Annotated in this window: 11 protein-coding genes and 1 pseudogene; 7 read left to right on the forward strand and 5 right to left on the reverse strand. The window is 59.6% G+C overall.

All coding sequences use genetic code 11. From position 1 onward, the window contains the following. The first annotated feature begins 21 nt into the window (after positions 1 to 21). A complete protein-coding gene (locus tag DP107_RS12090; RefSeq protein ID WP_144262413.1) occupies positions 22 to 1,050 on the forward strand; it encodes a transcription initiation factor IIB in 1,029 nt (342 codons plus the stop codon). A 284-nt stretch (positions 1,051 to 1,334) separates the two neighbouring features. Here the strand turns inward: DP107_RS12090 and DP107_RS12095 are convergent, their stop codons facing one another. Beyond that, the gene (locus DP107_RS12095; RefSeq protein ID WP_144262414.1) at positions 1,335 to 1,766 is read right to left on the reverse strand and encodes a DUF488 family protein, N3 subclade; all 432 of its coding nucleotides are present in this window, start codon (positions 1,764 to 1,766) and stop codon (positions 1,335 to 1,337) included. A gap of 175 nt (positions 1,767 to 1,941) precedes the next feature. On the opposite strand from DP107_RS12095, the gene DP107_RS12100 reads away from it, so the two are divergent. The 5 genes and pseudogenes from DP107_RS12100 to DP107_RS12120 all read left to right on the forward strand — a co-directional run bounded on the left by DP107_RS12100 (position 1,942) and on the right by DP107_RS12120 (position 6,994). Next, a complete protein-coding gene (locus DP107_RS12100) occupies positions 1,942 to 2,862 on the forward strand; it encodes a DNA polymerase sliding clamp (RefSeq protein WP_144262415.1) in 921 nt (306 codons plus the stop codon). Positions 2,863 to 2,887: 25 nt separating this feature from the next. Further along, positions 2,888 to 3,139, forward strand: a pseudogene (locus DP107_RS21450) (DUF6166 domain-containing protein); the annotation flags it as partial. Between the two features lie 84 nt (positions 3,140 to 3,223). After that, positions 3,224 to 3,760 (forward strand): hypothetical protein, encoded by a 537-nt coding sequence (locus DP107_RS12110; protein ID WP_144262417.1) that lies wholly within the window; start codon positions 3,224 to 3,226, stop codon positions 3,758 to 3,760. Positions 3,761 to 3,910: 150 nt separating this feature from the next. Further along, entirely contained in the window at positions 3,911 to 5,320 is a 1,410-nt protein-coding gene (locus DP107_RS12115) for a hypothetical protein (protein ID WP_144262418.1), read from the forward strand. A 63-nt stretch (positions 5,321 to 5,383) separates the two neighbouring features. Then, positions 5,384 to 6,994, forward strand: coding sequence for an AAA family ATPase (locus DP107_RS12120; RefSeq protein WP_144262419.1), 1,611 nt, complete (start codon positions 5,384 to 5,386; stop codon positions 6,992 to 6,994). Positions 6,995 to 7,060: 66 nt separating this feature from the next. On the opposite strand, the gene DP107_RS12125 is transcribed toward DP107_RS12120, so the two are convergent. Beyond that, on the reverse strand, positions 7,061 to 7,393 hold the full coding sequence (locus DP107_RS12125; protein WP_144262420.1) for a hypothetical protein: 333 nt from the start codon (positions 7,391 to 7,393) through the stop codon (positions 7,061 to 7,063). 80 nt (positions 7,394 to 7,473) lie between these two features. Between DP107_RS12125 and DP107_RS12130 the strand changes: the two genes are divergently transcribed. Then, positions 7,474 to 8,298 (forward strand): transposase, encoded by an 825-nt coding sequence (locus tag DP107_RS12130; protein ID WP_144262421.1) that lies wholly within the window; start codon positions 7,474 to 7,476, stop codon positions 8,296 to 8,298. A gap of 228 nt (positions 8,299 to 8,526) precedes the next feature. On the opposite strand, the gene DP107_RS12135 is transcribed toward DP107_RS12130, so the two are convergent. The 3 genes from DP107_RS12135 to DP107_RS12145 form a co-directional block, all read right to left on the reverse strand. Further along, positions 8,527 to 9,768: a right-handed parallel beta-helix repeat-containing protein gene (locus DP107_RS12135; protein WP_202877396.1), complete on the reverse strand. Its 1,242-nt coding sequence runs from the start codon at positions 9,766 to 9,768 to the stop codon at positions 8,527 to 8,529. A 1,460-nt stretch (positions 9,769 to 11,228) separates the two neighbouring features. Next, the gene (locus DP107_RS12140) at positions 11,229 to 11,954 is read right to left on the reverse strand and encodes a type IV pilin N-terminal domain-containing protein (RefSeq protein WP_144262423.1); all 726 of its coding nucleotides are present in this window, start codon (positions 11,952 to 11,954) and stop codon (positions 11,229 to 11,231) included. Positions 11,955 to 12,192: 238 nt separating this feature from the next. Further along, on the reverse strand, positions 12,193 to 12,594 hold the full coding sequence (locus DP107_RS12145) for a hypothetical protein (RefSeq protein ID WP_144262458.1): 402 nt from the start codon (positions 12,592 to 12,594) through the stop codon (positions 12,193 to 12,195). Between the last annotated feature and the right edge of the window lie 106 nt (positions 12,595 to 12,700).

Here is a 12,700-nt window from a genome sequence, read left to right on the forward strand (position 1 = left end):
CCTCATCGGGCCGTTTCCCAGATGTCCCTCAATTCGCCCAGCTACGCGACTGTTTCGACCGACCAGTGTACCGATTCCCGTCATCACGTCGTCGCCGACGAAACGCCGGCGAACGCGTCTGGCTGCTGTCCAGAATGTGACGGTGTGCAGCTCGTCAGCGACGACACCGAGACGTACTGTCCCGACTGCGGTCTGATCGTCGAGGATGCCGGCCTGGACCACGGCCCGGAGTGGACGCCTTACGACGAAGCAGAGCGGCGCCGAGTCGGCGGGCCGGTGACCCCGATGCGTCACGATTGGGGGATCTCTGCCGAAATCGGTCGGTTCCGAGACGGCCATGGTCGTGAACTCCCGGCTGCGACCCAGGCCCGCCTGCGTCGACTCCGCCGGTGGGACCGACGGGCCCGCTTCGAGAGCAAAGCCGACCAGAACCTCGCGCACGGTTTCGGCGAGATCCGTCGGATCGGTGGGGCGCTGGGCGTGGGCGAGAGCATCCAGGCAGAGGCGGGGCAACTGTTTCGCGAGGCACAGTCGGCAGACCTGATTCGCGGTCGGTCCCTCGAATCGATGGCGAGCGCATCCGTGTACGCGGCGTGTCGCCGCCGCCAACTGCCCCGCTTTCTCGACGAGATTGCGGAGGCGGCTCGGGTCGACCGTGGGAAGATCCGGCTGGCGTACGGGGTGCTCAATCGGGAGCTGTCGCTTCGGATTCCCCCGGCGTTGCCCGCCGATTTTCTCCCGCGGCTGGCCAGTGCCGTCGACGCCTTGGAGCGGGTCCGAGAGCGAGCGGCTCACCTCTGTGACTCAGAGGCCGTTGCCGGTCTCGCGAACGGACGCAAGCCCGCCGGCGTCGCCGCTGGCTGTCTCTACTTCGCAGCTCGAGAACTGGACGGCTACGGGGCAGTTACTCAGGCGGAGCTCGCGGCGACCGCTCGAATATCCGATGTCAGTCTCCAGCACGTCTGGCAGGACCTCCAGGAGCTCGACCTGCCGGCGTGGCCCACGTGCGGGTCCAATGCCCGGACCGATACAGAACGGAGGTCCCCATGACTGCGGGAGACTCCTGTCACGAGGGAGGTACGGAGATGATGCTTGATCTGGCCGCCGCCGGATGGCAACCGGGGGACCCCTGTCCTGAATGTGGCCACTCGATCGTTCACGCCATCGTCCGGGCTGGAGTCACCTTCCGGTCGGATGGGTCGTGTGCGTTGGACGAGACACTCGGCGTGTACGAAGCGTTCTGTCCGGAGTGTGACTGGCTCCCCCCGATTTACTCTCCGTAAGACCACTGGCCGTTACACGTCTACTCATGGGGGGCGGGTCGTAAAGTCGACTCAGAGTGCATCGGCGAGTTCCTCGCGGAGGATAGTTCGATGGCAGCGTTTCGTCTCGGTGTTCTCGTAACAGACGAGCACGAGATCCTCACCCTCCAGCAACCGGGTGTGGAGGGCCTCGAAGGCCGTTTGTGCATCGTCGTCCGTGTTCAGGTGCTCACGATATCGCCTTTCGAAGTCGACATCGTCCCACGCCGTGTTGTGTGCCTCTGCATCGTCGAGTCCGTCCGCCTCGAGTTCCTCGGCCCGTCGTTTGATCTGCTCGAGCAAGGTTTGTGGCGGGCCCAGTGCGGGGTGGTTCTCGTCGACAGCCGGAGCGAACCAGGGCATTAGCGATCTAACTACTCCGACCAAAGCTGCTTGATCGGGCAGGTTTACTAGATCGTGCTGGAGCGCAGCGACGTAGGTGTCCCGCAGTGTTCCCTGGGTCATGTTTCGAGGTAGTTCGTAATCGGTCTTCAAATCAGTCGCAGTGCGGCTTCTTGCTTACCTTGGCGTATTCGCGAATTTACCGTCCCGAAGGGGGTGAGGGAGAGTCGGAGTCGACACGGTACCGCTCCAATCGACTCTTACCTCTCACTCCTAGTTGCTGCTCTTACCACTAGCCATGAGTACAGAAACACCCCCAGAGAGCGCAGATAGCGACGAACTCGACGATTCATCTGTCGATCCGTCGTCGACCAGTCCGCAAGAGGGTCCGACACCTGACCAATCGCCGGATGATGAGACGGCATCGTCGTCCGGAGAAGGTAAGTCTGACACGCCTGACGCCACCGGTCCGCCGTCGACGTTCCGGGCGGCGATTCAGTCGGAACCGCTGAAGGATATCCTGCGGGCACTCAGGGCGACCGTCGATGAGGCCCGCGTGAAAATCGACGAGATGGGCATCCGCGTCCGGGCGGTCGACCCCGCGAACGTCGCGATGGATGACCTCAATCTCTCGGCGAGCGCGTTCGAGTCCTACGACGCGACTCCCGGCGTCATCGGAGTCGATCTCGACCGACTCTGGGATCCGGTTTCGCTCGCAAACAAAGGCGATCTCGTCCAACTTCACCTCGACACGGAGAGCCGGAAGCTGGTCGTGGCCGTCGCCGGCCTCAAGTTCCAGATGGCCTGTCTGGATCCGGCGACGATTCGGTCGGAACCGACGCTTCCCGAGCTGGAGCTACCAGCGAGCGTCACCGTCGACCGCGACGCGCTCCGCCAGGGGGTGAAAGCGGCCGATCTGGTTGCTGACCACGTCGGCTTCCGAATGACCCCCGACGAGGAAGTGTTCCGGATCGATGCCGAGGGTGACACGGACAGCGTCGACTTCCGGATTGATGCCGACGACTGGGAGGCGGTCACCCTCGCGGAGGCGTCCTCGCTGTTCAGCCTGGACTACATGAAGAAGATCGTGCGGACGGTCCCCGCCGGAACTACGGTGACGATCGACTTCGGCACCGAGTTTCCGGCGATGCTCTCGTACGACATCGGCGACGGGGACGGATCGATGATCCGGATGCTCGCCCCACGAATCGAGACATGACCACCCCCCTCGGCATCCATCGCGTATGAAAACCAGCTACTCACGATCGACGCATCGCGCTCGGCGGTACCGGGGCGAGCGAACCCTCGGGGGCTGTCTCGTTTACGCCGACGACGATCTCCTCGACAAGCACCTCTCAGTCCATCCAGTGTCGCCCGGTGGTTTTGATTGGGGACCGGACGCAGCTCCTGAACGTGCTTGCCAGCTCGCCATCGCGCTGCTCGCGCCAACACTCGGACTCGAAGTCGCTGTCGACGACTACCATCTCTTCGCCGAGAACTTCGTCCGCCGGGAACTCACGGGCGATGAATGGTCGGTTCGTCTCCAGGACCTCCGCGAGTCGGGCTATCGAGAGCAGTACATGCACCGGGAGTATCCGGAGAATACCGCTCCAGAGCCTGCGGACGTCGAGATCGAGACCATCGACCTGGACACGATCACCTACGCCGAGGAACTCGCGCTGATCCGCCGGTATGACGAGGTACTCTGGAAGAAGGGAAACGTCCGCGGCAATCTGGTCAGACTCCAGGCGATCCGACGTGGCGAGCGTGACCCGGCGGCCGAGCCGTTCTCCAAGCAGTGGCTCTCGACACATGGACGGCTCACTTCGTCGGCTGCCAAACGAGCGCTTGGAGAGGAGTTCGAGACGATGGGCGAGTTCGCCGCCTGGGCTTGTTATGCGACTTCGCTCACGACGGTCGACCACGTCGGGGAATCGACGGCGACGACGATTCGGAATCTCCGACCGACGCTCGTCCGGTGGTTCGGGGGAGAAGAGTACATTCCCCGATACGACGACGAACAGGAGACGCTCGTGATTGAGGACACCGACGAGGATGACAGGAACGAGGAAACAGCCGAGGATGACTCTTCGATCGCCGCTTCTGGAAAGTCATGAACTGCACGCCCCCTGTGATTTAGCGACCCGAATCGGCTGAGGGGCGGACTAGCTACGTTCTCCATCCAACGAGAGCGGCGTTCGCCTTCGTTCATCATGTCCACACCAACACAACCAGACCCACCCACCGCTGATGGTGCGCCACGCTCGATGACGACGGCCGTTCCAGTCGCAGACCTGCTCGCCAGTGAGACGACGCTCTCCTTTGCTGGCCTCACTCCTGCTGATCCGGGCGAGTATCCTGATACGATTTCATCGGAAGCTCGGTGTCTCGATCCCGATCCCCGGTCGCTGAAGGATGTCATCGCGACGCTCCCGCAGGCGAGTTCCGGGGAGCTCTGGGCGACCAACGAGTTCGTCGGCGTGGACGGAACCGTCGATATCGAGGCAATTCGCGACGTTCACGGATTGGATGTCGACGCGCTCGAGGACGCAGCGGGGTGTTCACTCGGCGAGCTTGCGACGAGAGCGTCGTCGGATCCGTTGGTTCGTATCCGCGACCACCAGGACATCGTCGACGAGCGCCGGAAGGCGCTGTGTGCCCTCGGCTACGACGTCAAGTTCCGCTGGCAGATCGCCTCGGACCGATATTCGATCATTAACCCACAGGAGGCGTATCTCCCCATCATCAGTGCGCTCCAGCAGCGCGGTGAGACTGCCGCGTTCGGCTGGGCGAGTTACCGGGACTGGGGTGGCCTCCTCAAGATGTTCGTCGTCTGCCCGGGCCTCAAACACACCGTCTCGGGGAGTGAGGACACAGAGTTCGATGACCACACCAACGGCGTGACGAGCGTCGGTGACTCGGACGAGACCGATTTGATCGTGTACGGCGGCTTCGAGACCGGGTATGACTTCCGCGGGACGCAGACGCTGTGGGCGAAGCCCATCCTCTACTTCCCCGAGACTGGAGCTGTCGTTCCCGATACGGGGAAGCGTTACACGCGCCGGCACTACGGGCGGGCGACCGACGCCAGTCACGAGCGAGCGAACGACCGTGTTCCGATCAACGAGTGGTGGAAAGCGATCTACGACGACGTCGCCGACCGCCTCATCGACGTCGACCGGGCGATTCGCCGCACTCGGGCCATCGCGTACGACTTCGAGGTACTCCCATTCGACGCGGCTACGTGCTACCAGTACTGGGGCGTTGCCACCACGTACGCCGAGGCCGCTGCCGACCGGGCGACGACCCTCGCCTCGCCGCCGTCCCGACCGACAGTGTATAATATTCAGCTGTCGCTGCTGATCGCACTCCTCGATTCATACGAGGGCTCGCTGGCGTCGGATACGTACCAGGAGTACATCGAGGTGGCCGGTGAACTCCTCCGCAAACCGGCCATGATGATTCAGCTCGCGCTGAAGGAACACGACCGACAGGTCGAGGAATCGGACGAGCGTGTGCTCGCAGACGATCAACAGACCCTCAGCGACGCGCTGGAGGACATCGTCGACATCCCTGGTATCGAGGTCGATACGGAGGTCGATCTCTCAGACGGCGGCGCACAACAGCTCCACGACCGCGTCCAGCGACGGCTCGACGATCTCCACGACGCATCCTGACCGCCGAATTTACCGACCCACAATCGGGTGGCGGGATTCCCTCGTGGGTTCCGTCTCCTACCCATGTCCTCATCCGAGTCAGATTCAGCTGTCGACCGGCCCGAACCGCTCGTCGTCCTCTCACACCTCGTCCATCGTCTGCTCAAGCGCGAGGGAGGGAATGTCCCGCTCGAGCGCGTGACCCTCCGAGTCAGCGACTACGTCGATATCGGCGATCAGGAGGCCGCGGACCTCATCGATGCTGGTGCTGCCGAGGGGATTTTCACTCTCGACCGGGGGTCCGGGGGAAGTACGACCATCGTTGGGGTCTCGCCCCAAGGGGAGGAGCCGGCCGTGATCACGGAGGCCTTCGGTGGTCCTGCTGGCGCTACTGGGGCTGCCGATTTTCAAGCCCTTGAGGTCGTCACCGAGAGCATTGCGACTGCACTCCGTGATGCCGGCTACGCGACGTTCACCGATCTCGCGGACGCCGATGTCAGTGATCTCACCGGGTTAACCGGGACGCTAACCGAGAGTCGCGCGGAGGCGATCATCCAGGCAGCACCCCGGCACGTCCCGGTTGGCGTGTGGCTCGCCCGGAGCGCCGGCGTCCGATACGGTCGACGCGTGGATGAGACGACGGGTCGAGGGACGGCCCGGGTGGTCGATATCACTGCCGCCACCGAGCCTGTCGGCGAACCCCGCTATCGATCCGAGGGGCTTGAGCCGGACGCTGTCGAGGCCCAGTACGTCTCCGATATCGACCGGAACGAACAGGACCCGGTGCCGACAGGTCTACACGTCCTTGACGATCCTGACCACCCCGATGTCCCGAAGGCTGTGACCCATCCCGAGGCGGGTGACGATGCCCTGCCAGTCGATGTGTCTGGGGAAGTGGTTCCACCAGCGGTTCCGACGGAGCCGCGGCTCCAGCTTCCACTAGACGAGCTGCTCGCGAAGAAACTGGCCCGTGGGCTAGTTCCGGTCCGTCTGGTTGGCCCACGGGGCTCCGGGAAGAACTACCTCGTCAAGTACCTGTGTCACCGGACGAACCGTGGCTACGTCTCGGTGGACTGTGACGAGGCAACCCACACGGAGGACCTGTTCGGACCGCTCACGCCCACCGAAGACGGGTTGATCGCGCCTCGGAACGGGCCGGCCAAGCAAGCACTACTGAATGGGTCGGTGCTGGTACTCAACGAGTTCCCCGTGATGCGGGCCGGCGCTGCGATGTCGCTCCATCGCCTGCTCAACGAGGGCAAACTCCTCGTGAAAGCACACGGCGAACTGGTCGAACCTCATCCGTCGGCACGAATTGTGATTACGATGAATCCGCCGACTCGTGAGTACCGAGATTCCGAACCGATGAACTCGGCCACACGTGGTCGGTTCCGGGCGCTCGAACAGCCCTACATTCAGGAAGTCGACGAGGAGGTCGCGACGCTGGATGCACAGGTGAACGCCAGTCACGAGGTCGTGGACCGGGGAACGCTCCGGAAGATCGTCCAGTTCGCTCACCAGACCCGGCAGAACGAGAACTGGCCGACGCTCTCGACGCGGAATCTGACGATTCTCTGTGAGCACATCGAGGACGGCGCCTCCCCGAAGGCCGCGGTGAAGAACGAGGTGTGGGCAGTGGCTGAGCCGAATCAGTATCCCGAAGACACCTACGAGACGCTCAACGACTATCTGTGATTATTTCCGAAAACTGAGTCATATCGGTCGTCGTCTATGGTCAGTCTTGAACGGAATGGCGGAGCGCTACTCAGGAGGGACCCACACGTTCTGTAGAATTTCATGAGCCTCCGCCATGACTTGAGCGCGACGGCGATTATCGGCGTTCCTCGCTTCTCGAAGCATGCCCAACACCTGATCTATCTTCTCCTGACTATCCTCTGGAGCTGTACTGATCTTTTCGAGCTCCTCAATAGCGACGTGGAAGCATGAATCACGAAGTGTGAAATCAGGACCGGCGCTTCCCGGTTCATCATAGCCGGTTGTTCCATCGGCTGGAGCACTGCCCTCTCTGGTCATATCAATGGCCTCTGCAAGATGCTCGTTATTAGTGACGTTTTCTCCGTTTACGTAGTCCATCTACTGCTCTATTGAAAATGGAAGACGGCGTCGGGATTACTCCGGAACAAGTTTGATGAAATGAGGTCGAGTAGGCGATTATGGGAGTCGCGTTGCTCGATCTCGTTGAGACAGCACTACCTGTAGCCAAACAAGCGTTGGGGAATCGAGCGGGCAAGCCCGACTCGGGCGGGCTTGCCCGCGAGGCCCACATCGTCGCACACTGTATTCGCAAGGAAGAGGGCCACAGCTACGCCGAACTCGTTGACCGGATGAGTCTCATGCCGGCGGTCTGCGACCGCCTCGGCGTCCACCCGGACGCGCCACCTGATCCAACCACGTTCTACCACTCGTTCGACCGCTACGCGATGTACATCTGGCGGGCGTTGCTGCACATCTCCGCGCAGCAACACCCGCAGTCTGGTCATGTTGCACTGGACAGCACGTTCCTCGAACGCAACCAAGCCTCGCAATACTACCGCCAGCGTCGCGGACAAAACGTGAAAACGGTCAAAGCGACAACGCTGACCGATACAGAGTCGTTAGCGGTGCTGGACGTCCACTGCTGTATCGAGCGCGAACACGATACGAAGGCTGGCCCGCGGGTCGTCCGCCGGAACGCGGACGACCTGCGGGCCGTAGCTGCCGACAACGGATTCCAAGACTGGCACACTGAGTACGAGATCGCTGCACTGGACGTCGAGTACCTCGTTCACTACCGCGGTTCAACAGCGAAAGCAACCGCGAATAACGCACTCATCCGCGCAAAAGGCTACACACAGCGGTGGATGTCCGAGACATCCTACTCGACGGTCAAGCGAACGCAGGACTCCGCCCTGCATTCGCGGTCCTGGTACCGACAATTCCGTGAAATCGTCCTCTTATTCGCCCTCAACAACCTCAAGAAACTCACCAAAACGCTATGATCCTACCGCCGTACCGCATTTTCAATAGAGCAGGTTCTCGTGGATTTCACCGTCTGCTTGCTTGGTATTGGATACATCTTCAGCAAGCAGACGTCTCAACTAACCGGCTTTGTGATGTACTGATTGCTCCCTGACTGGTTCGTGGTCCATCATTCCGACACCGAGCCGGTAACTGAATTAGACCTGTCTCCCTCTCTCGCAGCCAGCAAGCCTAAGTCGCTACGCCTGTCAGCGTGTGACGTTCATACCTTCCTCAATACCACTAGTGAACTCCCCAACGATTTCCATATTCACCCCGCTACTTCGGACGGTATTCGTGGCCACTACTCCGTCCTCACCGGATCGGATTCGAATTCCGGCGTCAGAGCAATTACTGACTGTGTTGCCCGTGATCGTAAAGCTGTACGGAGCGCGCTCTTGTCGTGCCGTCTCGGGCTCCTGGTTGGGGCCGGCAACGGTACGCGAGATGACACCGACGGGACAGTTGTTCACCTGATTGCCGGTAATCGTGATGTCGTAGGATCGACCCCGCGGGGTGCCTGCGATATCCTCGGTGAGATGGGTCCGCTTGTACTCGATTTCGATACCAGCCTCGCCGCCGGGATCTGGCGCGAAGGAGTTCAGATCACGGCAGACGTTGCCAACGATAGCCCCCTGTTGGGATGGTGAACAAGCAATCAGACTGTGCCCGCCATCGAAAACGACGTTGCCGAACACGGTGAAGTTCCGCGCGTTATACGGGGCGATATTGTTGAATTTCATACCAGAGACGCGGTTGTTAGCGATGATGATATCGCTGGACTGCCGGAGATCGAGGTTGCTCCCGGCTGGAGCGGCCCGACTGGTGATACCGTACCAGTTCGGGTCGACAATCTCGTTGCCGACTACGGCTACGTCAGTGCACCGAGTGAACGAGATCGCCATCTGGAAGCCGTTGACCGTCCGGTTGTTCGTGATGACGACCCCGTCAGCGTTGTCTGCCTGGATGGCCTGATTTGCCTGTTGAGTACCGTTGCCGTCGAACTCGATCCCGGAGACGACCGTGTTATCCCCACGAATCCGAATCAGGTCGTGACCCGCTGGCACCGTCTCTCCCTGCTGTTCGGTCGGGAGGATCGACTCGGTAGTTCCTGTCTGAGAGGCGATAAAACGGGTCTTTCGCTGGCCCACGAGCATCGTGTTATCGCCCATCGTGGCAGGTCCCTCAAACTCAAAGGTATCCCCGCTCGCAATAACCGCTCCGCCCTCGCTGCCGATCTGGTCGAAAGCGTACTGGAACACGTTCTCGGCCTGACTGTCGCCTGTGATTAGGCCCCCATCGACATCCGAAGTATCAATTATCTGGTATTTGTTTTCGCTCTGTTTAGTAACGTAGTATATATCTCCAGGGTCTTCAGGGACGCCGGCGACCTGTGCAAGGCTCTCACTGCTGAACCCAGCGAGGCCGGCGGTCCCGAGAACGCCCGACATGAACGATCGACGGGATTGTGATCTGAACCCGGTGCTCCGATTAGTGCCGTCATTTGATGGCATCCCTTGCAATCTGGCTATCGCATTCTTAAAAAGATATGTAAGTCCAAACCGGAGATGTACTGTTCAGTACAAGTGGTACACACGTGTACTAAGATGTAATAAGGAATCCGTATTTTCTACAACTTGAACATGACGCGTTCGTGGTGAGCGCTGGTCGCTGCCGTCGGACTCATCAAGATGCAGATAGCATTCATCCAATAGCAGCATCTAACACGGTAAACACGAACGCAGAAACGATCGCCTCGTGCCTGTTGGTCAAGCGAACCAGAGGCAACTCCGGGTCCGTCGAAGTATCAGCGACTCCTTGCTGACAAAACAACATATAATAATCAATCGTGTAGACAGTCGGAGTAACGGCAGTTTGGAACCGCCAGCCAGCCGCTACCCACGATGGTTAGGTTAACGGGGTTCTCGGTGACGTGTTCCCACGACTCCAGTCATGGGGTTTCCTGCTCTATTGAAAATAGAAGACAGCGCGGCGATTCGCTGACTTCGGCGACGCCTGTCGACTATATTTTATTTTGAGTGATGGGAAAATTCTCGCTCAAGATTATTTCACTAATCTTGGGTAAGAGGAAGGAGACGCTCACGTTCTACTTCAGTAGAGCTCGTGATTTCTCGCTCAGAAAATCCACCAATCCTACCGCCGTACCGCATTTTCAATAGAGCAGGGCTTCTTAGACTAGCATCGTCTAGCGTCTGCCAGCTGTACTAGCCGGTACTCTGTTTGTGGTTCCTAGTGGCGGTAAGGGGACTCAGACTTGAAGAAACTATCTTTCTGCGAGGAGAGAATCCCGGTCTTCAGGCCGGGAGTGAATCCGACAACTCCTACGTAGTCCACGTTCTGACGCTAAGACGGATATTTAAGTATCATCGTACCGTAGCATGACGTGCACCGAGGCGGTCACCACCGCCCACCTAATTGCACAATATCGGGTCTCCGAGGCCCAGAACGTTCGAGACACCCATCTCGAACCGCTGTGGTGTCTCGGCCAAGATAACTCTGAGTCCCCATGCCGGGGATAGGAGTAACGGCGGTGTGGCCCCGCCATCGGCCCGTCATGCCGACGGGTCGTCAACCAGCAAATATCCCAAATCAGCGGTGCGGTGCCGTGGGAAGCCTCGCCGTGAACGGCGAGGAGGAGGTCACTCAGCAGTGTCGCATCCTCTTCTCTCGTTGCTGTCACCAACCAAGTGCTGAATATAGATAATCTTCCCGTCGGTGCTCCAAGCTCGTCTCACTGCAGGACATGCAGTCAATCAGTGCGAACAGCTATACTCCAATGACAGATGAATATGGCGTTAAGACGGCCACCGATATCGAAAAGCTGTAGACAGCATGATTCGCAAGCGAGCGACGCAACAGAGTGCATCGGTGGCGGGCCCTCGTAGACGATTCAGTTGTCGTCCGCCGGAACCGTCCTCTGGGCAAGCACCGGGCCGTCAACCGAGTTGCCACGATACACCGTGATAGTGATGTCTTCACCTTCTACTACCTGCGGGGCTCCGAGGTCAAACGTAAGTCGCTCTCCGGAGTTGGTCAGCGTTTGTGCAGTACTTGTCCTGCCAGAGGCCGTCGTGTCTGTGACCCTCACAAAGACACTTTCGGCATTGTCGAAGGTAATCGTGGCCCTGACGAGACCGTTTCCGCCTGGCGGGTCCCCCGACGCGAACACATTCTCGATGGACGCGGTCGGTCCCTCGTCGGGAACGTCATACGTGGCGAGAATCGCCGTCGACTCCCCGTCGTCGGACTGCCAGACGACCCTCAGCGTCTCGTCGGGTGTGACCGCTACCGTTGCAGAGGCCCCCGCACTCAACTCCGATCCGCTCCATTCCGTGATTCCGCCGAACGATGTCTTTTCGACCGCGGCCCCAGAGAATCGTAACTGATCACCCTCAATTGAGTCGCCTTGTGTAAAAGTGACTCGTACTTCTGTCGTGTCTGGCTGGAACTCGAAGTCGAAATCCGACTGTGGAGTCGTTTCACCACCGTCGAAGACGCCCAGCGCAAAGACTGCCACAGTCGCGCCAGCGACGATTGTGACCGCGACCATGAGAAGAGTTCCCGTGAGTTCACTCTGCGCACGATTCCTCCCCAGAATGAAGCTTGCAATGTTCATGATATCTAATCTACTTATGTGACATAAGTAGATACTGTTCACTGCCTATGGAAGCACTCCAAGCATAGTCCGTAAGCCCCGCAATCGAGTACTGACCTCTCCTTCTGATGTACTGACTTGTTCAGGCCAGAATCGATACAGTCTCGCTGTTGCATTCGCGCCCTCTATTCAGCAAGATTACTGAAACCTATCATCGATTGAGGGTTTCAACAAGGCCAACGGAGCAAATAAAACGATATCAACACCCAGGAGTTTGCGTGATGAGAATAAACGGATCGCGCTGGCGGTTGTAGTCGGCGACGTCTCCGGCGACCGCCTCGATGAGTCGGCGATGAACTTCTCTGGCTGCTCGTCCCTCGTCTGGGCTCAAGTAGTGGAGCCCGCCCAGCTCCGTCCAGAAATCACCGTCAAGCCAAAAGAGTGTCTCATCGTTCGACTGGTGGACGATGTCGCCGTTATCGGTCAGTCCCTCGGTGTCGAGTTGGCGACTCGAGAGCTGGGCGCGTGCCAGCACCGCCACAAGTTGCCGGCGTGAAATGGATGCATGAACAGCAACATCGTCGATCAAACTCCCGAAGTAGTCTTCGACAATATCAATCGTCTGGGAGAACTCATCAAGCGTAACGGAATCTAACGGTATTGTATCCCTTGGTACTTCTCGAGTTTCCCAAGATCGAGAGCCGCTAAGCAATACGTCAGATGCAAGGTTGAGTTCAATACTATCCGCCGTTCGACAGTACTGTGTT

The sequence above is a fragment of the Haloglomus irregulare genome (assembly GCF_007421925.1).
Taxonomy (GTDB): Archaea; Halobacteriota; Halobacteria; order Halobacteriales; family Haloarculaceae; genus Haloglomus; species Haloglomus irregulare.

Excerpts from the sequence above, each read along its gene's own strand:
- DP107_RS12110 (WP_144262417.1), top strand. The coding sequence starts at position 3,224 with ATGCACCGGGAGTATCCGGAGAATACCGCTCCAGAGCCTGCGGACGTC.
- DP107_RS12115 (WP_144262418.1), top strand. The coding sequence starts at position 3,911 with ATGACGACGGCCGTTCCAGTCGCAGACCTGCTCGCCAGTGAGACGACG.
- DP107_RS12095 (WP_144262414.1), bottom strand. The coding sequence starts at position 1,766 with ATGACCCAGGGAACACTGCGGGACACCTACGTCGCTGCGCTCCAGCAC.
- DP107_RS12140 (WP_144262423.1), bottom strand. The coding sequence starts at position 11,954 with ATGAACATTGCAAGCTTCATTCTGGGGAGGAATCGTGCGCAGAGTGAA.
- DP107_RS12090 (WP_144262413.1), top strand. The coding sequence starts at position 22 with ATGTCCCTCAATTCGCCCAGCTACGCGACTGTTTCGACCGACCAGTGT.
- DP107_RS12130 (WP_144262421.1), top strand. The coding sequence starts at position 7,474 with ATGGGAGTCGCGTTGCTCGATCTCGTTGAGACAGCACTACCTGTAGCC.
- DP107_RS12100 (WP_144262415.1), top strand. The coding sequence starts at position 1,942 with ATGAGTACAGAAACACCCCCAGAGAGCGCAGATAGCGACGAACTCGAC.
- DP107_RS12125 (WP_144262420.1), bottom strand. The coding sequence starts at position 7,393 with ATGGACTACGTAAACGGAGAAAACGTCACTAATAACGAGCATCTTGCA.
- DP107_RS12120 (WP_144262419.1), top strand. The coding sequence starts at position 5,384 with ATGTCCTCATCCGAGTCAGATTCAGCTGTCGACCGGCCCGAACCGCTC.
- DP107_RS12135 (WP_202877396.1), bottom strand. The coding sequence starts at position 9,768 with ATGTCGGGCGTTCTCGGGACCGCCGGCCTCGCTGGGTTCAGCAGTGAG.